At 35.9% G+C, this 23855-nt stretch carries 19 protein-coding genes; 15 read left to right on the top strand and 4 right to left on the bottom strand.

The features are described 5' to 3' along the window. The first annotated feature begins 67 nt into the window (after positions 1–67). The 15 genes from cobA to DFQ03_RS01105 all read left to right on the top strand — a co-directional run bounded on the left by cobA (position 68) and on the right by DFQ03_RS01105 (position 16867). Positions 68–841, top strand: a complete 774-nt coding sequence (gene cobA / locus DFQ03_RS01175; RefSeq protein ID WP_317128147.1) for a uroporphyrinogen-III C-methyltransferase — start codon at positions 68–70, stop codon at positions 839–841. Between the two features lie 247 nt (positions 842–1088). Then, positions 1089–2516, top strand: coding sequence for an MFS transporter (locus tag DFQ03_RS01170; protein WP_133671205.1), 1428 nt, complete (start codon positions 1089–1091; stop codon positions 2514–2516). A gap of 12 nt (positions 2517–2528) precedes the next feature. After that, positions 2529–3287 (top strand): Crp/Fnr family transcriptional regulator, encoded by a 759-nt coding sequence (locus tag DFQ03_RS01165; RefSeq protein WP_243834385.1) that lies wholly within the window; start codon positions 2529–2531, stop codon positions 3285–3287. Positions 3288–3536: 249 nt separating this feature from the next. Next, complete coding sequence (locus tag DFQ03_RS01160; protein WP_133671204.1) at positions 3537–4925, top strand: CmpA/NrtA family ABC transporter substrate-binding protein; 1389 nt, start codon at positions 3537–3539, stop codon at positions 4923–4925. Between the two features lie 33 nt (positions 4926–4958). Next, positions 4959–6059, top strand: a complete 1101-nt coding sequence (locus tag DFQ03_RS01155; protein ID WP_133671203.1) for an ABC transporter permease — start codon at positions 4959–4961, stop codon at positions 6057–6059. 19 nt (positions 6060–6078) lie between these two features. Further along, positions 6079–6918 carry an ABC transporter ATP-binding protein gene (locus DFQ03_RS01150; protein ID WP_133671202.1) on the top strand — a complete coding sequence of 280 codons (840 nt, stop codon included), beginning with the start codon at positions 6079–6081 and terminating at the stop codon, positions 6916–6918. An 11-nt stretch (positions 6919–6929) separates the two neighbouring features. After that, positions 6930–7754: an ABC transporter ATP-binding protein gene (locus tag DFQ03_RS01145; protein WP_133671201.1), complete on the top strand. Its 825-nt coding sequence runs from the start codon at positions 6930–6932 to the stop codon at positions 7752–7754. Positions 7755–7789: 35 nt separating this feature from the next. Continuing rightward, entirely contained in the window at positions 7790–9073 is a 1284-nt protein-coding gene (locus DFQ03_RS01140; RefSeq protein ID WP_133671200.1) for an alginate export family protein, read from the top strand. 111 nt (positions 9074–9184) lie between these two features. Further along, a complete protein-coding gene (locus DFQ03_RS01135; RefSeq protein WP_133671199.1) occupies positions 9185–9856 on the top strand; it encodes a response regulator transcription factor in 672 nt (223 codons plus the stop codon). A 33-nt stretch (positions 9857–9889) separates the two neighbouring features. Further along, positions 9890–10342 (top strand): hypothetical protein, encoded by a 453-nt coding sequence (locus tag DFQ03_RS01130; protein ID WP_133671198.1) that lies wholly within the window; start codon positions 9890–9892, stop codon positions 10340–10342. A gap of 252 nt (positions 10343–10594) precedes the next feature. Further along, entirely contained in the window at positions 10595–11023 is a 429-nt protein-coding gene (locus DFQ03_RS01125) for a DUF6526 family protein (RefSeq protein ID WP_133671197.1), read from the top strand. 178 nt (positions 11024–11201) lie between these two features. Further along, positions 11202–11441: a hypothetical protein gene (locus DFQ03_RS01120; RefSeq protein ID WP_133671196.1), complete on the top strand. Its 240-nt coding sequence runs from the start codon at positions 11202–11204 to the stop codon at positions 11439–11441. Next, on the top strand, positions 11431–11703 hold the full coding sequence (locus DFQ03_RS01115; RefSeq protein WP_133671195.1) for a type II toxin-antitoxin system RelE/ParE family toxin: 273 nt from the start codon (positions 11431–11433) through the stop codon (positions 11701–11703). Before DFQ03_RS01120 ends, DFQ03_RS01115 begins: the two co-directional genes overlap by 11 nt. Positions 11704–11888: 185 nt before the next feature. Next, on the top strand, positions 11889–15419 hold the full coding sequence (locus tag DFQ03_RS01110) for a nitrate reductase (RefSeq protein WP_133671194.1): 3531 nt from the start codon (positions 11889–11891) through the stop codon (positions 15417–15419). An 11-nt stretch (positions 15420–15430) separates the two neighbouring features. Next, a complete protein-coding gene (locus DFQ03_RS01105) occupies positions 15431–16867 on the top strand; it encodes a rubredoxin (protein WP_133671193.1) in 1437 nt (478 codons plus the stop codon). A gap of 314 nt (positions 16868–17181) precedes the next feature. On the opposite strand, the gene DFQ03_RS01100 is transcribed toward DFQ03_RS01105, so the two are convergent. Genes DFQ03_RS01100 through DFQ03_RS01090 form a run of 4 tightly spaced genes read right to left on the bottom strand, consistent with a single transcriptional unit; the run spans position 17182 to position 23762 of the window. Then, positions 17182–18393 carry a Pycsar system effector family protein gene (locus DFQ03_RS01100; protein WP_133671192.1) on the bottom strand — a complete coding sequence of 404 codons (1212 nt, stop codon included), beginning with the start codon at positions 18391–18393 and terminating at the stop codon, positions 17182–17184. Positions 18394–18446: 53 nt separating this feature from the next. Continuing rightward, positions 18447–22187: a BamA/TamA family outer membrane protein gene (locus DFQ03_RS01095; protein WP_243834384.1), complete on the bottom strand. Its 3741-nt coding sequence runs from the start codon at positions 22185–22187 to the stop codon at positions 18447–18449. A 38-nt stretch (positions 22188–22225) separates the two neighbouring features. Next, on the bottom strand, positions 22226–22396 hold the full coding sequence (locus tag DFQ03_RS18725) for a hypothetical protein (RefSeq protein WP_166637417.1): 171 nt from the start codon (positions 22394–22396) through the stop codon (positions 22226–22228). A 4-nt stretch (positions 22397–22400) separates the two neighbouring features. Further along, on the bottom strand, positions 22401–23762 hold the full coding sequence (locus DFQ03_RS01090) for an NAD-dependent succinate-semialdehyde dehydrogenase (protein ID WP_133671191.1): 1362 nt from the start codon (positions 23760–23762) through the stop codon (positions 22401–22403). Positions 23763–23855 lie beyond the last annotated feature (93 nt).

The raw sequence follows: 23855 nt of genomic DNA, 5'->3' as shown, positions 1-23855 counted from the left end.
ATTATACCAAAATAAATACGTATTCTTGTTGAAGAATCGATAATTAATAATGCTAAATACTATGAAGATGGAATTAGAGAAAACGGCAAAAGTAAGTTTAGTTGGAGCAGGACCAGGAGCAAAAGACCTAATAACAGTAAGGGGTTTGAGGGTTTTGAACGAGGCAGATGTTATATTGTACGACGCATTAATTAGTGACAAACTGTTATCTGAACTACGTACTGATATTCCTAAGATATATACAGGTAAAAGATGCGGAAAACACTCTCATACTCAAGAGGAGATTAATGAACTGATAGTCAAAAATGCGTTCGAATATGGACATGTAGTTCGGTTAAAAGGAGGTGATCCTTTTGTTTTTGGCAGAGCAAATGAAGAGATAGAATATATAGAATCATTTGGAATACCTGTAAGTATTATACCTGGTATTTCAAGTTCTATAGCCGTGCCATCTAGTCAAGGAATACCCATGACCAAAAGAGGCGTCAGCAGTAGTTTTTGGGTAATGACCGCGACCAAAAAAGATGGTACATTCTCTCAAGATTTGCAATATGCTGCTAAGTCATCGACTACTATGGTGATTTTAATGGGGATAAGGAAATTAGATAAAATTATTGATGAGGTCAGTAAATACAGGGGTATAATGACACCTGTTGCTGTAATTCAAAATGGAACAACACCAAATGAAAGATGTGTTGTGGCTACTTTAGACACCATTCATCAGCACATATCATCTATAGAAATAAATATGCACGGAATTATTGTGATAGGTGATGTAGTAGCTGATCACCCATCCTTTTTTGAAGAAGAAGTGCAACGCATATTACATGATGCTATCTAATGTAGTTTTCTGCTGCCAAACAATTAGGTCTACTTAAAATTCAAATAAAACAACTCCTATTTTAAATACGAAATTAATAATAATTGAATTTCTTCCTATTGAAATTCTGAATACAATAATTAGAAAGCTGTAATTATTGATATTACGCAATAGTACGTAGTAAATAAGTAAATTGTTCAAAACTACGTATAATTACGTATAAAATAGTTTAGGTTTGTATTGATTTTTAAACGAAACAAAATATATCATGGAAAATCAATCCAAAAAATCGACTACTTTAAAGTTAACTTATTTAAAAAGTATGCCAATCCGTACTTTTTGGATAACATCAATAGCATTCTTTATATGCTTTTTTGCATGGTTTGGTATAGTTCCTTTCATGCCAGATGTGGTAAAGGATTTAGGGTTGACTCCCGATCAAAAATGGAACTCTATTATATTGGCGGTTACGGGAACCGTTTTCGCTAGACTATTAATTGGTAAGCTTTGTGATAAATATGGCCCTAGATTATGTTATACCTATTTGTTGATTTTAGGGGCCATACCCGTAATTCTGATCGGTTTTGTACAAACACCTACTCAATTTTTAATATGTAGATTGTTTATAGGTTTTATTGGAGCATCGTTTGTAATTACCCAGTTTCATACTTCTATATTGTTCGCTCCCAATATTGTTGGTACCGCGAATGCTACTTCCGCAGGATGGGGAAATTTAGGAGGTGGTGCCAATCGTCTGGGTATGCCATTAATTGCTGCTGCAGTGGTAAGTTTTGGAGTTGCAGATGAAATTGCTTGGAGATATTCTATGATTATCGCTGGTGTTATTGCCATGATAATGGGTGTTGTATATTACTTTTTTACCCAAGATACTCCGGAGGGAAACTTTAAGGAATTGAAAGAAGCTGGCAAAATGCCGAAGCTTAAAAAAGATGAAGAATCATTTGTAAGTGTATTAAAAGATTATAGAGTGTGGATTCTTTTCATTGTATACGCGGCATCTTTTGGAATGGAACTTACTGTATACGGCACTATGGATGATTACTTGCAAAACACGTTTGGATTAACAAGATCCACTGCAGGTAATCTGGTACTTTCATTTGCACTCATGAATATTTTTGCAAGAACCTTGGGTGGTTTTTTCGGAGATCGATTTGGGAGATTAAAAGGATTACGTGGAAGGGTACTTTTCTTGACCGTAATACTGGCACTTGAAGGGGTTATGCTTTCAACATTTTCTATGGCTACGAGTTTTGCAATGGGTATCGTATTTTTAATAGCCTTTAGTTTAACGGTACAAATGGCAGAAGGTGCAACATTCTCCGTAGTACCATTTATAAACAAAAAAGCAATTGGTTCCATATCTGGTATTGTTGGTGCAGGCGGTAATGTAGGTGCTTTTTTAGCGGCACTTTTATTGAAATCTAAATCTGCATTGGCAGAAACCAATGCTTTAGCGACAAATGCAAATTTAGGAGAAGAAGCTATGAAGGCGGCACAATCTGCAGCTGCATCAGGAGCAGTTTCTAGCGGCTACTTTATTATTGGCGGATTTGTAATTGTTACCGCACTGACAACTTTGGCTATTAAATTCTCTGCAGAAGACGAAAAACAGGTGAAGGAAGAATTGGCAAAATCGACGAAGCCTGCAATAAAATTAGCAACAAGTTCTATATAAAATAGTATTTCTATGCGCACTGGTACAGACTACATATCAAATCATTTACCTAATGAATCGGGAATGATTGATAGCGCCTGTAGTATATGTACCAATCAAAATTGCCTTATTAGAAAAAATATTGATTCTCCGAATATAGATAAGCTAGTTCAGACTAGAAAGGAAATAAAGTGCAAAAAAGGACAGCAGTTTATTATGGAAGGCGCTTCTGTTACCGGGTTGTTTTTTCTGTTAAGTGGCAAGGTAAAAGTATTAAGAACCGGCCTTCATGGTAAAGAACAAATAGTTCGTTTCGCCACTCCGGGAGAAATTATTGGGCATAGAGGTTTTGGTACAGAAGAGACCTACCCCATAAGTGCCATTGCTTTGGTAGATTGTACACTATGTTATTTCTCCAAAGAATTACTTCAAGAAACCCTAAGGGAAACACCTGGACTAACCTATGATTTTATGTTGTTCTACGCGAATGAACTAAATCGCAGCGAAATCCGAGTAAAATCGTTATCGCAAATGACGGTTAGAGAACGTGTCATAGATACTTTATTATATATGAATCGAAAGTTTGGGCAAACCAACGGATTTTCTTCCCTTTTATTAAGTAGACGAGAGTACGCAGACTATGCCGGTACTACAGAAGAACAAGTAATTAGAATGTTCTCTATTCTTAAAAAAGAAGGGTTATTACTTACCAAAGGTAAAAGAGTTGGTATTTCTAATATTGAATTGCTTAAAAAAGAAATTTCAGAGCATAATTTCTATTTGGACAGCTAGTAGTACGTACTTCTTTAATTCTCCTCTTTACGTAGTTAACACCATATATTTTAAACATCATAATATACTGTTTTATAGTTTTTTATGCGCAAAAACTATCTTTTGGCAGTTTTTAATATGGTTAATCAAGGTGTTTTAACATGTTATAAAAAGAGGTTTAAACATCGCTTATATCATTAATGAAAAATGCAGTTACGTATATATTTGTAGAAATAAGTATTAATACGTAGAACACTAAATTATAAGATTATGAAAAACATTTTTACTTCATCTATTCTAACACTTTCCCTCGCCTTGGTATTTACGGCATGTGGAGATACAAAAAGTAAGAAAGCAGAAGCGGCTTCAGAAGAAGCTGTAGCCTCAAAAACTAAAATGCTAGATATTGAAAAGCCACAGTTAACATTTGGTTTTATAAAACTAACGGATATGGCTCCTTTGGCGATTGCTAAAGAAAAAGGATTTTTTGAAGAAGAAGGACTTTTTGTTTCTGTAGAAGCACAATCTAACTGGAAAAATGTTTTAGATCGTGTAATTGACGGACAATTAGATGGTTCACATATGTTGGCAGGTCAGCCAATTGCTGCAGGAGCAGGTTTTGGTAGACAAGCAGAATTGGTTACTCCGTTTTCTATGGATTTAAATGGTAACGGAATTACCGTATCTAACGATGTTTGGTCTAAAATGAAACCAAATGTACCAGCAGATTCAGATGGTAAGCCAATTCACCCAATTAAAGCAGATGCTTTAAAACCAGTAATTACATCCTATAAAAATGAAGGCAAACCATTTAAAATGGGAATGGTTTTCCCGGTATCTACGCACAATTATGAATTGCGTTATTGGTTGGCCGCAGCGGGTATTCACCCAGGTATGTATACTGCAGACAATGTTCAAGGGCAAATAGATGCCGAGGTGTTGTTATCGGTAACTCCTCCGCCACAAATGCCAGCTACATTAGAGTCCGGTACTATTTACGGATACTGCGTAGGTGAGCCTTGGAACCAACAAGCAGTTTTTAAAGGTATTGGTGTACCGGTTACTACAAACTATGATATTTGGAAAAACAACCCAGAGAAGGTGTTTGTAATGACGAAGGAATTCGTAGAGCAAAATCCTAATACTGCCATAGCGGTAACTAAAGCATTGATCAGAGCTGGTAAGTGGTTAGACGAACCTTCTAATAGAGCTGAAGCGGTAGAAATACTTTCCATGTCACAGTATGTAGGCGCACCAAAAGAAGTTTTGGCAAACTCTATGACAGGTACCTTTGAATTTGAAAAAGGCGACAAGCGTGAAATGCCAGATTTCAATGTTTTCTACAAATACAATGCAACGTATCCATTCTATTCTGACGGAATATGGTTCTTAACTCAAATGCGTAGATGGGGACAGATTCCTGAATCTAAATCTTCTGATTGGTATGCGAGTACGATTAAAGATATCTACAGACCAGATATATGGAAAAAAGCCGCAGATATTTTAGTGGCAGAGGGTCAGATACCAGCAGCAGATGTTCCTGATACAGATGGTTACAAAGCAGCAACTTCAGACTTTATAGATGGAACGAGCTATGATGCTAAGGATCCAATTGGGTATATCAATAGTTTCTCGATCGGTAACAAAGACAAGAAATAAGAACTTTAAATCATTGACCTTAAATTAAACAGTATGGAACAAGAAATGGTCTTAAAAAACGAAAAAAGTTTGTCTTCTAGTTTGAAGCAAATACTTTCAAAACTTACGCCAAGTATTAAAAAAGATGGCATTATAAAATCTTTGAAAAATACTGGTATAACTCTTTTGTCCATCTTATTGTTCATTGGTTTATGGCAAATGGGTTCAAAAGCGCTTTACAATAAAGAAGCAGATTACAGGGTTGAAAAAGCTCTACAAGAAAGAGGAGAAGAAGCAGCCGCTGCAGAGCGCGCGTGTATAGAATCTGGCGACAGTAGTTGTCAGCCAAATACATTACCATCACCTTCTCAAGTATGGGCATCGTTAAAATCTTTAGTCGCAGACCACCAGGTTATTCGTGCCGATAAGGCTGCATTCGCAGAGAAAATGGCGGTTACTAATGAGAAAATGATTTCTCAAGGTAAAGATCCAATTGTATATACGGGTAGAGCCTCATTTGTAGATATAGTTTTAACAAGTATAAAAACAGTATTTGCCGGTTTTCTTTTAGCAATGTTTATCGCAGTACCTATTGGGATAATTATAGGCCTTAGTCCATCATTAAGAAGTGCATTTAACTGGTTTATTCAAATTTTTAAACCTGTGTCTCCTGTAGTATGGTACCTATTGGTTTTTATGATCGTAAAAACATTATATATCGGCGACAGTTCAGATAATGCTTTTGTTATCTCGTTTATAAGTGTGGGTCTTTGTGCCATGTGGGCAACTTTGGTCAATACGGCGATGGGCGTGGCATCTGTAGATAAAGACTACATCAATGTTGCCAAAATATTAAAGTTGGGAACTTTTCAAAAAGTATTCAAGGTTATTTTGCCTTCTTCTTTACCGTTAATTTTCACGGGATTACGAATTACGCTATCCGTGGCGTGGATGGTATTGATTGCTATTGAGCTTTTGGCACAAAGTCAAGGATTAGGTCTTTTCGTTTGGGAAGAATTTCAGAACGGGGCAAACGATTCCAACTCAAAAATTATCGTCGCAATGTTCGTCATCGGTATCATTGGCTTTTTGTTAGACAGGTTGATGTTAGCAGTACAGAACATGGTTTCTTTCAATAAAAACGAAATGGCATAACGCTATCAAAAGTTAGAATATGGCATATTTAGAACTAAATAATATATACAAAACCTATGGTGAGGGAGATAGTAGTACAGAGGTACTTTCCAATATCAACCTTACTATGGATGAAGGGGAGTTTGTAGCTATTGTAGGCTTTACGGGAAGTGGAAAAACCACTTTGGTAAACCTTATTAACGGACTCCTGCAACCAACGAGCGGAGAAGTTCTTTTTAAAGGAGTACCCGTAACCGATACGAGTCATGAGCGCGGTGTAATTTTTCAAAATTATTCGCTTTTACCATGGTTAACGGTAGGTCAAAACATTTACATGGCAGTAAAAGAAGCTTTCCCGAAAGAGCGTAAAAAAGACTTGATGAAAAGGGTAAAGGAATATGTAGCAATGGTAAGCCTTAGTCCTGCAATAAATAAAAGACCTAAAGAGCTTTCTGGTGGAATGCGACAAAGAGTTGCGGTTGCACGTGCCTTGGCTATGAATCCAGAAATGATCATTATGGATGAACCTTTAGGTGCTTTGGATGCTCTTACACGTGGCAACTTACAAGATGAGATTTTGAATATCTGGAGTCAAGATAAGCGTACTGCTTTATTGATTACCAATGATGTTGACGAAGGTATTTATATGGCAGATAGAATAATTCCTTTAAAACCAGGACCAAATGCAACGTTGGGACCAGAGTTTAAAATCGACATTGAAAGACCAAGGGATAAAACGGCAATGAACGATAATCCTGAGTACAAGAAAACAAGAAACTCCATTATTGAATATTTAATGGACATAGGTGATGAAAGAAAAACAGTTTCTGACGTAGAATATAAATTACCAGAGCTCACTCCTAAAAGCTTTGTAGCCTAAAGAAAGAGTATATGAACACGACACAACAAGCTAACGAAGTATATTCAGAGAATGGCATTATCTACCCGTCTAAAGTTATGCTAGACCTTTCTAAGTTGAAGAAAGTTTATCCGACATCAAAGGGAGATTATGTGGTACTTGAAGATTTGAATTTACAGATTTTAAAAGAAGAATTTGTAACCATAATAGGGCATTCTGGCTGTGGAAAAACAACAATGCTTTCTATGATCGCAGGTCTAAATCCGATTTCTGGAGGCAATATTTCCGTACTGGGAAATCCTGTAAAAGGTCCCGGACCAGATAGAGGGGTCATTTTTCAGTCCCCAAGCCTAATGCCTTGGATGACCGCCTTGCAGAATGTATTGTTAGGTGTAAACCAAGTTTTTCCGCATGCAACCAAAAGCCAACGTCAAGATATTGCAAAATACTATTTGCAAAAAGTAGGCCTTGAGAATGCCTTCCATAAAAAGGCTTCGGAATTATCTCAAGGTATGCAACAGCGTGTCGGTATCGCCAGGGCGTTCGCTATTAAGCCAAAAGTATTGTTATTAGACGAGCCTTTTGGAATGTTAGACTCACTGACTAGGGGAGAATTACAAGATATTCTTATAGAAATTTGGAACAAGGAGAAAATTACTGCGGTCATGATTACACATGATGTTGATGAAGCTATTTTTCTGGCAGATCGCGTCATTATGATGACCAGTGGCCCAAGTGCCAAGATTGGCGATATCCTTTCCATAGATTTTGAAAGACCACGAACTCGTAAATCCGTTTTGGAGAACGATGATTATTACACGTACAGAAAACACCTAATAGACTTTTTAGAACACTAACAAATAACTCAATCATTTACTTAAAAATTACGATTATGAAAAAGCAATATCTAATCATTACCCTATTGTTTCTAACGGCGAATGCCATGTATGCACAATTTACGCTAGACGGGCAATTTAGACCAAGAACAGAATACAGACATGGTTTTGGTAATTTAATACCCGATGCCGCAGATGCAGGTTTCGCCATTTCTACACGAGCTCGATTAAATGCGAAATATGAATCTGAGGCGTATCAGTTTTATTTAAGTATACAAGATGTGATGGTTTGGGGAGAGAATAGACAAATTCTACCAGATGATCAAAATGATTCTTTTGCTGTATTCGAAGCATGGGCAAATATAAATTTAGGTAAAGGGTGGTCTACAAAATTGGGTAGACAAGTTATCTCTTATGATGACCAACGTATTTTTGGCGGATTGGATTGGGCTCAACAAGGCAGAAACCATGATGCGGGACTTTTAAAGTATAAAAAAGACAAGTTCATGTTAGATGTAGGTCTTGCTTTTAGTCAAGATTTTGATAACCCTACGGGTTTTCAATCTGTAGGTACAGCCTACAATACATCTGGTTTTTTTACCTATAAAACCATGCAATATGTATATGCAAAACAACAATGGGATAAATTCTCTGGGAGCATTTTGGCATTGAACAACGGTTTCCAAAATTTTGATACCGACGGTGCTGCAGACGGTGTAAGTAGTTTGCAAACAATTGGTACACACTTAGCATATAAAGCGGGCAGTTTCAGTGCAAATGCCAACCTATTTTTACAAACGGGAGAAAGACAGAACGAAGTAAAGGTTGGCGGTGCATATTTACTAGGTTTAGAGGTTGGGTATAAGGCTAGTGATAAGGTAGTTTTAGGTTTAGGTACAGAAGTTATTAGCGGAAACAAAGCAGATACTACAGACAAAACAGAGGCATTTTTTCCACTATACGGAACCAATCATAAGTTTAACGGATTTATGGATTATTTCTACGTAGGTAACCATGCCAATTCAGTAGGTCTGTTTGACATTCACGCAAGTGCAAAATTCGATTTAGGAAAGAAATCTAGCTTACTGGTTAAAGTCTTAAATTTTAGTGGAGAACAAGAATTGCCAAGCGGTGAAAAATCTTTGGGTACGGAGATTGATTTGGTGTTTGCTAAAAAGTTCAATGGTTACGGTTTGGCAATCGGGTATTCTCAAATGTTCGCTGCAGATGGTATGTATGAACTTAAAGGGGTTACAGAAGATTTAGCGGCAAGTAGCCAAAATTGGGCTTGGGTACAGTTAACTATTAAGCCTCAGTTTTTGAATACCAAAAAAGAATAGAGTTTTACAAGAATTTAGTTAGTTATACGGTCTATGCAGCATTGGTTGTGTAGACCGTATTGTTGTTTTTAAAATATGTAATTTAGCACGGTACGTATAATTACCTAAATTTTGAGTGAAATAACAAGAATAGTATTGGCAGATGATCATGCCTTGGTTAGGGACGGAATCCGTTCTTTATTAGAATCCGAATCTGATTTGGAGGTGATTGGTGAAGCATCGAACGGTAAAGAAGCTATTGAATTGGTAGGGAAGGTAAATCCTGATCTTTTAATCATCGATATTAGAATGCCCGTCATGAACGGTATTGATGCCGTAGCTGAATTGACCAAAAGCAATTCTGAGGTGAAGACCATTATACTTTCCATGCACGATTCAGAAGAATACATATTAAAATCTATTAGTTCAGGTGCTAATGGGTATTTATTGAAAGATACCGATAAATCAGAATTCATTAAGGCAATACACACCGTTAGAGAAGGTGGTAAATATTTTAGTGGAGACATAAGCAATGTTTTGGTAAATAACTTATTGGGAGCAAAAAAAGAGGTTGTTATAGAAGAGTCACCTCGTAAAAGTGCTGATAATGTTTTTGATTTAACCAACAAAGAGCTTAAGGTATTAGAGTTGGTATTGTCTGGTTTAACCAATCAACAGATATCAGAAAAACTTCAAAACAGTAAACGTACTATTGAAACACATCGTTTTAATCTAATGCGTAAGATGGATGTAAAAAACCTCATCGACCTTTCTAAAAAGGCACAGAAGCACAATTTGATTTAGAAAAATCTTACGATATTATAAGAAAAATTCTAAATGGAAAATAATATCCTCATAGCCCTTGTAGCTTTCGTATTGATTTTTAATTCTTGCGATGATTGTGAGGATAAAGATTGCTTTACACCCCCAAATGGATTCACTTTTGAATTGGTGGACAAAACGACAATGGAAAATCTTTTTACCAATGAGACCTTTAATTCTAATGAAATTAGTGTGACAAACCTTGCCGACAATTCAAATTTAGAATTTGATTTTATCGATGAGAATAATGTAAACTTGATTCAATTAAACTCAATAGGCTGGGAGTCCGAAAAGGTAGACGTATTAATAAATGTGTCCGGCATTGATATTTTAAATTTAATAGTTGAGGCCGAACGAACTTCTGAAGATTGCTGCGAGTTCACGAGATATAATGACCTAAGAATTGAAAACGCTGAATTTGAATTGAATGAGGAAAATGGAAGTTATACCATCTTAGTGTCTCAATAAACTAAACAACAGGCATTAATTTAATGCGTAAGATGGATGTAAAAAACCTAATTGACCTTTCTAAAAGGCACACAAGTATAATTTGATTTAGAGATTTTATTCTCTTTAAAACGAATTTTTTTCATCTTTCATTCATGCTAAAACTACAACGTTTATAGTTAGACGTACGTTTTCGCATCAATTGGCTTCACACCACTACTAACAACTTGAGCAAAATCGTATTATACAAGTATCTTTATCAAAAATTATAAAATGAAAAATCAGAATTTTAAAAATCACGCAAAACTAGTAACAGGTTTTCACGGCGTGTTATTTGTTGCCTTAGTTGCATTATTAGTTGGGTCGGTATATCATCTTTTTAGAACCACATCAGAAAACTTGTATTTAGCATCTTTAACGGTGTTAATTGCCATTATCTTGATTCTGATGGCGTGGTATGTGAGAACATTTCCTTTAAAAGCACAAGATAGAGCTATTAGAGCTGAAGAAAATATGAGACATTATGTTATGACCGGAAAACTACTTCCTTCAGATTTGAGAATGTCGCAAATAATTGCCTTACGTTTCGCTAGCGATGATGAGTTTTTATCCTTGATGGAAAAAGCTTTAAAAGAAAAACTTTCTGCCAAAGAAATTAAATCGAGTATCAAAAGTTGGAAAGGAGACTATTATAGGGTTTAATTTAGGCGCTCGAACTAAAAAATTTATAGGTGCAGGCCCATGCCGGTGCTAGTCTTTGACATGATTTCTTACAATCTAGAATTTAAAGCTCATAACTTCAGTAAAATATAAATAAAGGATAAAATTGTATTAAATTCGATATTTATACGTAAATTGTACGTATAAATATATTTCTATTATGATACGTAAGGAATTACACTTAGATGAAACAATTATCTCTGCTTTGGAAGCGGAAGCAAAAAGGCAAAATCGCAGCCTTAAAAACTACTTAGAATTTTTAGCTATAGAGCAGGCTAAAAAGCTAGAAGTACCCTCAAAGGAGTATACCGATATGATGGATGATTTATTGAATAAATTTGATAATAATGAAATAGAATTTTCCTCTATTGAAGAAGTAATGAGTAGGAATGGCATATAAAATTAATGTATCAAAAGATGCCGAGAAGGATCTCTTAATTGCAAAATGTCATTATAAAGTATCTGGTTTAGAGGATACATTTGATAATGATTTTAAAAGCCAAATAGCATATTTAAAAGCCAACCCATTTCTTTATCAGATTTACTATCGAAATGTTCGAAGGGCTCATTTTAATACGTTTAGATATTCAATCCATTTTATTATTCATAATGATGCCGTTTATATACTAAGGGTGTTACATCATAAACAAAAGTTCAAATAAAGGATACTTTACTTTAACATTTCAACACCTCACTTTCCTATTTATTGATCCATTCTCAGTCTTAAAGCAGAATAATTACGGATCACTCGATTTAATCCAAAACATTTACGATAAAAAAGTACGTATTTATACGTACTTTTTATAATTTGCAGTATACTTCTGAACCATTCTTTATCATTGATAAAATGAACAGTAATAAAACTCATAAAACAATATGTTCCTATTGCGGTGTTGGCTGCGGTATATTGGTAGATGTAGATGCAAAAGGAACAATTTCCGTTGATGGTAATCCAGATTATCCATCCAACAAGGGTATGCTTTGTACCAAGGGGCGTAATTTAAACTACGTAGCTCAAGATACTACAGATAGAATTCTATATCCAGAAATGAAGTGGAGCCGTAACCACCCTTTACAACGCGTTTCTTGGGATGCCGCTTTTGAACGTGCCGCTGCCGTATTCAAGAGTATTATAGCCAAACACGGTCCTGATAGTGTAGGTTTTTATGTGTCGGGACAATGTTTAACAGAAGAGTACTATCTGATAAATAAATTGACAAAAGGGTTTATTGGCACGAACAATATAGATACCAACTCTAGGTTGTGCATGAGTTCTGCAGTAGTGGGTTATAAAAAAACTTTAGGTGAAGATTCGGTACCTATTTCATATGAAGATATAGAACTAGCAGATTGCTTTTTGATTGCAGGGGCGAACCCGGCGTGGTGTCATCCTATTTTATATAGAAGATTAGAAAAGCATAAAGAAGAAAACCCGAATGTAAAGATAATTGTAGTAGACCCTCGTAAAACACAGACTTGTGCAGGTGCAGATCTACATTTACAAATTCTACCGGGTACAGATGTTATTTTATTCAATGCCATAGCACGTAGATTAATTGAGAAAAGAAAAATAGATACCGCCTTTATAAAAAAGCATACTGCAAATTTTGATGCTTGTAAAGAAATGGCATTTACCCTAAGCCTTAAAGAAGCTGCTAAAAAGTGTGATATTCCTGTTGGTGATATTCGAAAGGCTGCCGAATACATAGGCAATGCTAAAAAGTTCATAAGCATGTGGACAATGGGGCTGAACCAAAGTGTAATCGGTGTTGCCAAAAATGTATCATTACTAAATTTGTCACTTTTAACGGGGCAAATAGGCAAACCTGGTGCAGGCCCTTTTTCACTAACAGGTCAGCCAAACGCCATGGGCGGTAGAGAAGTTGGTGGTATGGCCAGCTTGTTGGCAGCACATAAAAATTTAGGTAATGCGACGCATAGAAAAGAAGTGTCCGATTTCTGGGGAGGTGGAGAAATACAAGCCGAGCCAGGCTACACGGCAACAGAAATGTTCGATGCCCTTGACGAAGGTAAGTTAAAAGCAGTCTGGATCGTTTGTACCAATCCTGCAGTGAGTATGCCTAATGCTAATAAGGTAGAAAGAGCATTAAAAAAGGCAAAATTTGTAGTGGTACAAGATATTTCTCATAATTCAGAGACGACTAAATTTGCCGATCTTCTATTACCGGCTGCAGGTTGGCTAGAAAAGGAGGGTACCATGACCAATTCAGAAAGGCGAATTAGTTATTTGCCAAAGGTTATTGACGCCCCTGGTGAGGCATTGCCAGATGCAGAGATCATATGGAGATTTGCACAGGCAATGGGTTATAAAGGTTTTGATTATAATAATAGCAGTGAAGTTTATGACGAGCACTGTTTATTGACAAAAGGTACCGAAATAGATATCTCTGGCTTGTCATATGATAGGTTGATCAACGAAGGTAGTTTTCAGTGGCCAGTGCCACATAAAACACATAAGGGAACACCAAGGTTATTTACGGATCGTAAGTTCTTTACTAACGATAAAAAAGCACATTTTAATGCACCTAATACACTTTACAACAAATCTGAGGAAACCGATAACGAATATCCGCTAATATTGAATTCCGGTAGGGTTCGTGATCAATGGCATACCCGAACCAAAACTGGTAAGGTAAAAAGATTGCTGACCCACATTCCACAGCCTTATTTAGAAATGAATGCTGTAGATGCCTATCTGCGCAAAATTAAAGAAGGTGATATTGCGGTAGTAAAAAGCAGAAGAGGGAAAGTACAGGTAAAAGTGCAGCTTAATTATGATATACGAGAATCTGTTGTTTTCTTGCCAATGCATTGGGGTAAAGTATTGAACAATGATTTTGGTAGGGCAAATAACTTGACCAATGACTTGGTCGACCCCATATCTAAAGAGCCGGATTTTAAGTATTGTGCCGTTGAGGTTACAAAGTTTGTAAAAGAAAAACAGAAAGTGGTTGTTATTGGTGCAGGTGCTGCGGCATACCGCTTTATACAATCGTACAGAGAGAAAAATAGTATAGACGAGTTACATGTATTTTCAAAAGAGAAAGATCCCTTTTACAACCGTGTATTACTTCCAGAATATGTAAGTGATGAACTTTCTTGGGAGGCACTTGAAAAGCTAAAGGAAGGGGAGTTGCAAAAGCTGGAGGTGACTTTACATAAGGGTATTGGAATCGACAATATTGATGCGGAGAATAAAACTGTTTTAGATTCCGACGGAAAAGAGCATAGCTATGATTTGCTTATAATGGCTACAGGTAGTAGAGCATTTATACCTAGCGATGTACAGATACGATTACCTGGTCGTTTTACCATGCGAGAAAGAGGTGATGCCGATAAACTTAGAAAATATTTAGCTGAAACAGGCTTACAGGCTAAAGATCAAAATGTGGTTATCGTTGGTGGCGGACTTTTAGGATTGGAACTCGCTGCCGCCCTAAAGAAAATAGATATTAATATTAGCATTATACAACGAGCGCCACGATTAATGGAACGCCAATTAGATAACGTTGCCAGTCGCCTATTAGCAGAAGATGTCATAGAGCGCGGTATAAATTTATATTTTGATAATGAGGTAAGTACTGTTTTTGAAGATAAAGACCAAAAACATAGCTTATCTGTAAATCTAAAAACAGGACGGTCCATTCAGTGTAATGCCATTGTGTATGCAATTGGTACAAGACCAAATATTGAACTGGCAAAGCCTACGGGAATTAAGACGAGAAGAGGCGTGGTGGTAAATTCATACTTACAAAGTAGTGACCCATCGATATTTGCTTTAGGAGAAATTGCGGAGTTTAATAATTCACTTTTCGGTATTACCTCAGCTGCCGAACAGCAAGCAGATATTGCCGCCAATTTTATACTCGGAGATTTTAGTAGTATTTACAACGGTTCGGTATTGATGAACATTTTAAAGTTCGAAAATCTGGATCTCTGCAGTATCGGTATGGTTAATTCACCCATAGGCGATACTTCATATGAAGAAATTATTTTAATGGACGTTAGTAAGCGTTTTTACAAGAAATGTATAGTTAAAGATGATACGTTAAAAGGCGCCATTTTGATGGGTGATAAAAATGAATTCGCCGAGTTTAAAAGGTTGATAGAAGAAGAAATAGAACTTTCAGAAAAGCGAAATGAACTTTTACGTGGTGCATCTACTTCTGTACCGCTTAAAGGAAAATTGGTTTGCTCTTGTAGTCAGGTAGGTGAAGGCAATGTAGTAGATGCGATTAACGGCGGATGCTCAGATTTCAATAAGTTATGTTCAGAAACAGGCGCAGGTTTGGGCTGTGGTAGTTGTAAGCCCGAAATAAAAGATTTATTAAAGAAACAGCTGGTTTTAGCGAATTAAAATTGCGAGATATGAATGATGATCTTCATAGAATACTGATAAAAGGAGGTGTTACTTCGCCTGGTGAATTGAAAGATATTATCACCATGTTAGAGGCGGCCGGACTTACAAGTGTAAATTTTGGGTCTCGACAAGATATTTTGTTTCCGCTAAAAGATGCAAAAGAAGAACAGCTAGAAAGTATTTCGAAATTCAATACCGATATTATTGCCAATCGAACCTTTCAGAACATAGTAAGTTCTTATGTTTCTGCTGATATTTTTGATATGACCCACTGGCTTAAAGGATCTACCTATCTATATATTTTAGAAGGATTTGACTTTTTACCCAAGTTGAAAATCAATATTACAGATCCAAAACAACGTTTGGTTCCTATTTTTAGTGGAAACCTCAACTTTATAGCATCTGAACAAGAAGATTATTGGTATTTGAACATTAAGCTTCCGCATTGGAAATCATCGGCATTTTATCCAGTTCTTATTTATAGTTGGGATATCAATTCGATTTCAAAACAGATCGAAGAAATTTATGAGGACATTACCGATATAGATGAGTTGTTCTTTGTGATTAACAAGAACTTAGAGACCAATAATAAAACGATGGAAAAGGAGCTGAAGGTTCCTTTTCAGACCTTTCCTTATTATGAGGGCATGAACCGTTTGGGTTCAGATATGTATTGGCTTGGTCTTTACTGGAGAAATAATAAATATGACCTATCCTTCTTAAAAGAATTCTGCGGTTTTTGTTTAGATAACAGTATTGGTAAAATCTGTATCACCCCATGGAAATCATTTGTAGTAAAAGGTATAAAGAAATCTAGTAGACCCGCCTTAGAGCGCTTTTTAGGTAAAAGAGGGATCAATGTTAGGCATTCTCAATTAGAGATGAATTGGCATGTGCCTATTGATGATGGCGAGGCGTTGGAATTAAAGAAGTTTTTAGTTAGGAGTTTTGATCAAAATGATATTAGTACCTATGGTCTTACTTTTGGTATCAGCAATGAGGTGGGTAAACGTTCTCACTTTGCCTCGGTGATTATTGAAAAGAATAGTTTGCCCACTATTGTTAAAGAATTTGAAGTCCGCCCCACATATAACGTGTTACATTTTGAGCATTTTGACCCGAATAGTCAGAAGTATATTACCTATGCTCAAGACATAGATAAAATCGAATTACCTGGGTTGTTGATGGAATTGAGTAAAATGTACTTTGATCAACTAGGTCGTGCCGAAGACGATGAAGAACAAACTAGTGTTGAAGTTGTAGAAGCAACCCAATCGCTATATCAATGTCAAGACTGCTTAACGGTTTATGATGCGACTTTCGGTGATGAAGCATTTAATATTGCCCCAGGCACCAAATTTGAAGATATTGATGAAGCATATGAATGCCCAATGTGTTCTGCTCCAAAAGCTACATTTAAGAAAGCAATGATTCAAATGAGTTAAAAACAACCATTTGAAAAATTATACTTCAGATACGGCCAATGAGTTAGATAAAATGCAATGGAGACAAGAAATTCATTTATGAGGTTAAAACGCTAGACTGTTTCATCATAAATTTGTGGTATAATTCTAAATAACCACTCATGACCAGGGTAAACGTAAATAATCAAACTAAAGAGCCCGCATTTGCAAAAGCTTTAAAGTTCACTATCGTAATAGCTGCAATCGGAATTTTAACATGCATACTTTTAATGAATTTCGGAGTCTAAACTATGCAATAAGTTTAATCTAATTCCAATTTAATAACAGCCGTTTTATTAAGGCTGCATTACGGGTAGTTCTAATACTCTTTCCGGCCCATAGAACTTAAGGGCAATACCAAAAACAATTACCGAAATAATTATTCCTACCATAAATACGGTATACGTCCATCTTAAAATTCGATATTTTCTTTCTAAAACAATTCCTAAAAAGTAGAGGTCTTTTGTCAATGAACTATAGATATAATCTTTGTCTTTAATAAGTTCTGACATTGCCCAACTGTATTGTTCTAATTTCATTTTATGAAAGTTACCAAAGAACAATAAGTTTACCTTTTTAGTAGTGACTTCTTCTTCTGTAAATTGTCCAGAAGTTATATTCGGTTTAGTGGCTAAGATTGACATCACCATAGATACTACACTAAAAATAATAAAAGTAAATGTTGGGTAGAACAGATAATCGTTAGAGGGGTTGTCAAGCTTAGGAACCAGATTTGCCAATGCCATAGAAATAATAATAGCATTGACCGAAAGTAGAATATTCGCTTTCGTATCGGCAATATCACTAAGTTTTAAATGATTTTGTAAGGTAACCCTATACAATGTTTGAATTCCCCTATCAGGTAATTCTCCTTTAAACTTTGCTTTTAAGCTCTCCTTTTTAATCAACTCACTATGCTTCTTTTTTGCTTTAATGAGCTTCTTAATGTTCTTGTCTTTACCTTTTTGCCAATTGGAAATAGCATAATCGGTGTAAAATCTATGCTTGGAACGTAATAGCGCAATATTACCTTCTCGCCATTCTGCAGAAGAATAATTTTTCTTGCCATTTAAAGAAATCTCTTCTCGTAATAACTCGGTCGTAGCTACAAAATTCTTTACGTGAAAATGCGAAGAATCTGCATCTCGAATAATTTTCTCTAATTCGTTCTTAGGTTCGTAATCTTTTTTTGTAGCCATAATCAAGCTACAAACAGTATCCATAAATGAGTCATTATTATCATGCTCAGCTAAAAAGTCTTTAGCCATTTGGCAACTATTTTCTTCATGATTTTCATAAGAAATAGTATAACCAAGATCATGAAACCAAGCAGCAACTAAGAGAATTTCGCTTTCGATCTCGTTAACTTTTTCGCCTTCAATAAGTTCTTTAGTACTGTTTACAACGCGTTGTGTATGCCTAAGATTATGGTATAGGTATCTTGGGTTATCATTGTCACTCAGTAAATTAGTGGCAAATACTTCTGCTTTAGAAACTATTTTAGACATGGTATTTTTGGTATGATGTGCGCTTTAGAAAAGTACAAAAATTAAAACTAGTATTAAATGGACAAACCGAAACCAACCTGAATCAAGTTACTTTCTTTAGAGTTGAAGTAGCCTATATTGAAGGTTAGTGCTTTTAAGCTGCTGATCCAAAAGCCGCCACCTTGTGATGTATGCCATATATTAGAGTCTTCATTAGGTAACCACACCCTACCATAATCAAACCCGCCATACATACCAATCGTAACAGGAGATACGGCTGTAACGTAACGCTTAAGTTTAAGTTTTATATCTGATGATTGGTAGAAATATGACTTCCCCGTAAAACGTTCGTCTCTAAATCCACGTAAACCGTTTCCACCACCAATAGAGGGGGTATGGTAAAAGTAAACATCGTTATAATCAAAAAGACCCTTATACGCTGCAGTTGTACTTAAGACCAGATTTCCTTTAGGCTCTAACTTATGGTCAAGACCAACTTTTAAAGAAGCATAGCCAAATTTATTAGCGTTATTATTTAGGTTCATTTTGTAACCGGCAGAAAAACCAAAATAGATTGCTTTTGATGGAAAATCACCAGCATCATCACGGTCATATTCACCGGTCAATTCTGCTCCACCATAGTTTTGGTTTTCAAAAACTGCATCTTCTAAATTACTAGAATTAAATAGACGATCAGGGTTATCATCAACCTTAAAAGACTCGAACAAACCTTTAATACGAAGACTATAATATGCCAGTCCAGCACTTGCTTTGATCGTTCTAATTCGCCCCCTATAATAATCTCTGTTTAAGGCGTCTTCATTGTTTATGGTCTCATTTCCAAAACCGAAGAAGTTTTTTACATAACGGTCATTGGCAAAATATGCATCCATTTCAAAATTCCACCCGGGCATAACACTTCCGTATACACCAGAATAAAAAAGTTCAGCAGCTTTAAATTTAAAATAGTAATTGGCACTAACAGTATGTTTCTGTCTAAATGAATTACCGTCAATACCATATTGAGTATAAGTGTTCGATGCGCCTATAAACATACCGTCATCGGTTCTGAAACCTAAAGTTGGTACCAATACGTTTGTATTAGGCTTAAAATACCTAAAATGAAAAGTGTTGGTTTTATAGTTGTCGGTTAATAAGGTTTTCGGCTGTAAGTTCTCAAAATTTATTTTTTCATGTTCCCAATCATATAATTTCACTTTTTTCTTATTTGAAATATTATAGGTATCCTTACCGTAACCACCAACGATGCGTAGTTTAGTGTTAGGACTGTTATCTCCTTCTACAACAAATACATCATTATCACCTAAACCATAAATCCATATCTCTTTAGTTAGACTGTCATTAAATATTCTAGAATATATTAGTTCATTCTTTTCATCTGATAATATTCTTTTAACATCAACATTTGTATTTCCGTTTTCTAAACGCGTTATGCTGAAGATATCATCTTTTTCGGTACCGGTAACGGTAACAATTTTATTGAGGTATATGGCATAATCTTCGGCAGTTTCAGGTAGAGTGGCCAAGCGCTTTTTCAAACTTTCTTTAATATATTCAGAAGTTTCATCTTGTACCGAAGTAGGTAGGTGATTGAACGCGTTTTCAATAACTTGGCTTGTCATCCCATTTTGAATGGCTTTAGCTTCTTCTATCCATACATCAGGACCATAAGCAGTTGTCAACGTTCTATCTAAAACATTTCCAGATAGGTTGAGCCATTTTACATTGTCAACATCTTCATCATAAGTCTCCCAGTTTCGCGTACCTGGCATAAACCATTGTAAAAATGGTATCACCTTACCGTCAAACCTTGGAAAAGCATTGTCCCTATCTCTAGGCACTGGCATAAATTCTTTTTCACCATCTGGGCTTTCATACTCTATCCACCTCCATTGATCTTGATGACGATCCCAATCACCAATGAGCATGTCGAATATTCGAGCTCTTATAAAGCTTCTTTCATCTACAGAATATGATTCATCGCTTTTGATCTTTTCAAGCATATCTGTCGTGCTTTCATAATCGGTTACCTCACCAGATGCGCCATTGATATTTCTTCTATAACCTTTATAATGAGCTTGTTCTTCAGAAGGTCTGCGTTCAATGTAGTAAAGCTCGTCGCCATAATTTTCATTAAACTGTTTTAAACTATCTTGTTTTGGTACATAGAACAAATCAGTATCAGAGTGATTGATGTCTACAGATTTAGCCAAAGGGTTTATTACCAGTTGCATGTATGGATGGGCAGTTGTAAAAAAATCTGAGATAGCTTTTTCTGCCCAGGTATCTTGATAATCTTCAGTATTATATGCAATACCGGGAAGTTTAAACTTTAGAAATTTCAGTGCACTCTTTTGTAGGGAGCGCATTGCGTATTGTTTTCCATTTTTGTCTTCTAATCTAAGAGAAAAAGATTGGTGGCCACCACCTTCTTTAACTACTGATAGACCACCATAAAGCGTATCTAATTGAACGTTTGGAGATTCTACGGTTGTACCATAATATTTGCGGTATCGCTCACCCCACAAAAACTTATAGAAACCACTTTTATTAAAATCCTTTGGGTCGTCTAGAATTTTTTTTTCTTCAGTTTGCTTATTATTGGAAGTAAACTGTGTGAATTCCTTTTCTTTAACTTTTTTGGGTAAAACGGAAAAGGTTTTGTCAGAAGACAAATCATTTTCTGAGATAAAAGTAACGTTAGAACTACCGTCTTTAAAATAATCCAACCTGGCAAAGCCTCTTTCGCCATGAGCATATTCACCTTGATATTCAATAGAACCACCAATAGCGGTAATTCTACCCGGACCCAATTTGGTCGCACTTGTTTCGCCTAAAGAACCACTAACTATTTGGTGAATTCCACCACCTACTAATAGCTGTAAACTTTCTTCATGACCTGAAATTAGGGTTATTCTATCATTTGCTTGTGCCAATGCACTTACAGCAATACGTAAATAATTATATCTTCTTGAATTTACGTGCTCAGGATTAAATGCGCCAAGATCCATTACTGCATTCTTAATCGTCCCTAAAATTGGTAAAGGAGTCATATGGTCTTTAACAGTAGTTTTACCGGCATAAGTTCCATTCGTAAATACAGGGTGGTGCATGGCTATGACTATGTTTTTGCCTTGTCCATCACCAATGTAACCCTCTAGCTCTTCCATAAACCTTCTTCGGGTAATAATATCAGAACACTTACTATTGATATCTTCAATTCTAGACCAGTTAGAAACAAACCATTTTGAATCTATAAGTATTAAATCTAAATCGTCATTAATAACACGGTAGTCTATTGGGCAGCCATTATTGGGTACTACCGCCGTATTTTTTCTCTCTATTTCTTTTAGATAATTTTCTACCTTTTCAATTTTATTAAGCTTATAACTTTTCCATTCATTGTTACCAGGTAAAAACACGGTCTCGCCTTTAAAATCTGAAGAAAGGTCTAACTGTTTTTGAATCAAGAGGCTATCGGTTTGCCAATTATTTGTATCTGGTGAGATATTATCACCTGTAAAAACCAAAGTACTATTTTCAGAAGCGTTATCAAGTTCTGTTTTAAAACGTTGTAAAAGAGTCTCGTTTGGTTGAGAAGAGGAGTTCCCTAATCCACCAGCAATATAAAATGTATAAGTAATGTCGTTGTTGACATTTATATCGTCAACATTTAAAGAATTCTGCTCTTTAAATGTTGCACATGAGTGAAATAGCAGAAAAAGAATAGCTAAGCTAAAAGATTTGCTTTTGGTATAGTATTTCCTAAAATTTTGAAAGGATCTGTTGATCATGAATTGTTTTGAAGTTAGAATAGTTGAAATAGTAATCTTTAATTGGTAAAGAACACATTTGAAACGATGATACCAATAATAAGTATCACTAAAAAAGAGACTAGAATGGTAATGCCAACTTTAGTCTTTTTATTCTTTTGAAGAATATATTCTCTTGTTTCTTCTTCTGGTTCCTTTACAAATTTGGTCTCTTGTGTATTTTGTGTCATAACTTTATTTTTTAATATATACTGTTTTCTTGTTTACGAATTCTAATATACCTTCTCTAGATAATTCTCTACCGTAGCCTGATGCTTTTGTACCACCAAATGGTAATCGAGGATCAGATTTAACCATGTCGTTTATAAAGAATGCTCCATCGGGTATATCTGATATAACGTTCATGGCCGCATCAATATCTTCAGTGAATAACATACTGCCAAGTCCTAATCTAGAATTTGCAGCTAGTGCAATGGCTTCTTTTCTATTCTTTACTTTGGTAATTGCAGCAACGGGTCCAAAAGTTTCCTCTTTAAATACGGGCATTTCTGCGGTAACATTCGTTAGTATGGTTGGAGAGAAATAGGCTTCATTTCGCATGTTGCCCAATACTACTTTAGCACCTTTTTTTATAGAATCATTGACCTGTTTTTGAAGTTCTTCGGCTAAATCTTCACGAGCCATAACACCTATAAACGTATCTTTTTTCATAGGATCACCGCTTTTAAGGGACTTTACTTTTTCAGTAAATTTCTCTAGAAAAGAATCATAAATTTCTTCACAAACTATAAAGCGTTTCGCGGCAATACAGCTTTGACCCGTATTCTGCATACGTGCGGTCACCATGGTATCGATGTGCTGGTCTAAATCGGCATCTTCCCAAATAATACATGCATTGTTTCCGCCAAGCTCTAAAACAGATTTCTTTAGATTCTTTCCTGCCGTAGCCGCTATTGATTTACCAGCCTTTTCGCTTCCGGTTAAGGTTACGGCTTTGATTCCGTCATTAGCAATAAGTTTCTCAATTTCTTCATGACCCGCTTTTAAACTTTGAAAGCATCCTTCAGGATAACCTGCATCTAAGAATAACTTTTCAATTGCCATAGAACAACCGGTTACGTTTTGTGCATGTTTAAGTAAGGCGGTATTACCTGCCGTTAAAGTTGGGGCCGCAAAGCGAATTACCTGCCAGAAAGGATAATTCCATGGCATTACTGCGAGAATACAGCCTAATGGGTCATTGCTTATAAAACTTTCATCGGCATCGGTTTCAATTACCTCATCAGCCAAAAGATCCTCGGCATTATGTGCATAGAAATCACAAGCCCAAGCACATTTTTCAATTTCAGAAATTCCTTGCGAATATGGTTTTCCCATTTCTTGTGTCATCAGCTCTGCATATTCCTCTTTACGTTCTATAAGCAGTTCTGCTACATTGGTGAGAAGTTCGCATCTATCTTCAATTTCCATAGCTGCCCAAGAGGCTTCTATAGCTAAAGCTTTTTTTAATTTTTCTTCAATATCGACAGTGCTGTCTTGTGTATATGTATTTACAACCTCACCGTTGAACGGGTTCTTAGTTTGATATTCTTTCATGTTACAAATTTAGAGGTAAAGAGTTTGATGCATTAATTCGTTTCATATAATTCTTAACCCTTTTAAGCTATTGTTAACGTCAATATTAAAAGG

Source organism: Maribacter caenipelagi, assembly GCF_004364175.1.
GTDB classification, from domain to species: Bacteria; Bacteroidota; Bacteroidia; order Flavobacteriales; family Flavobacteriaceae; genus Maribacter; species Maribacter caenipelagi.
Note: the sequence above shows the minus strand (reverse complement) of the source record. Positions and strands in the feature narration are given on the sequence as shown.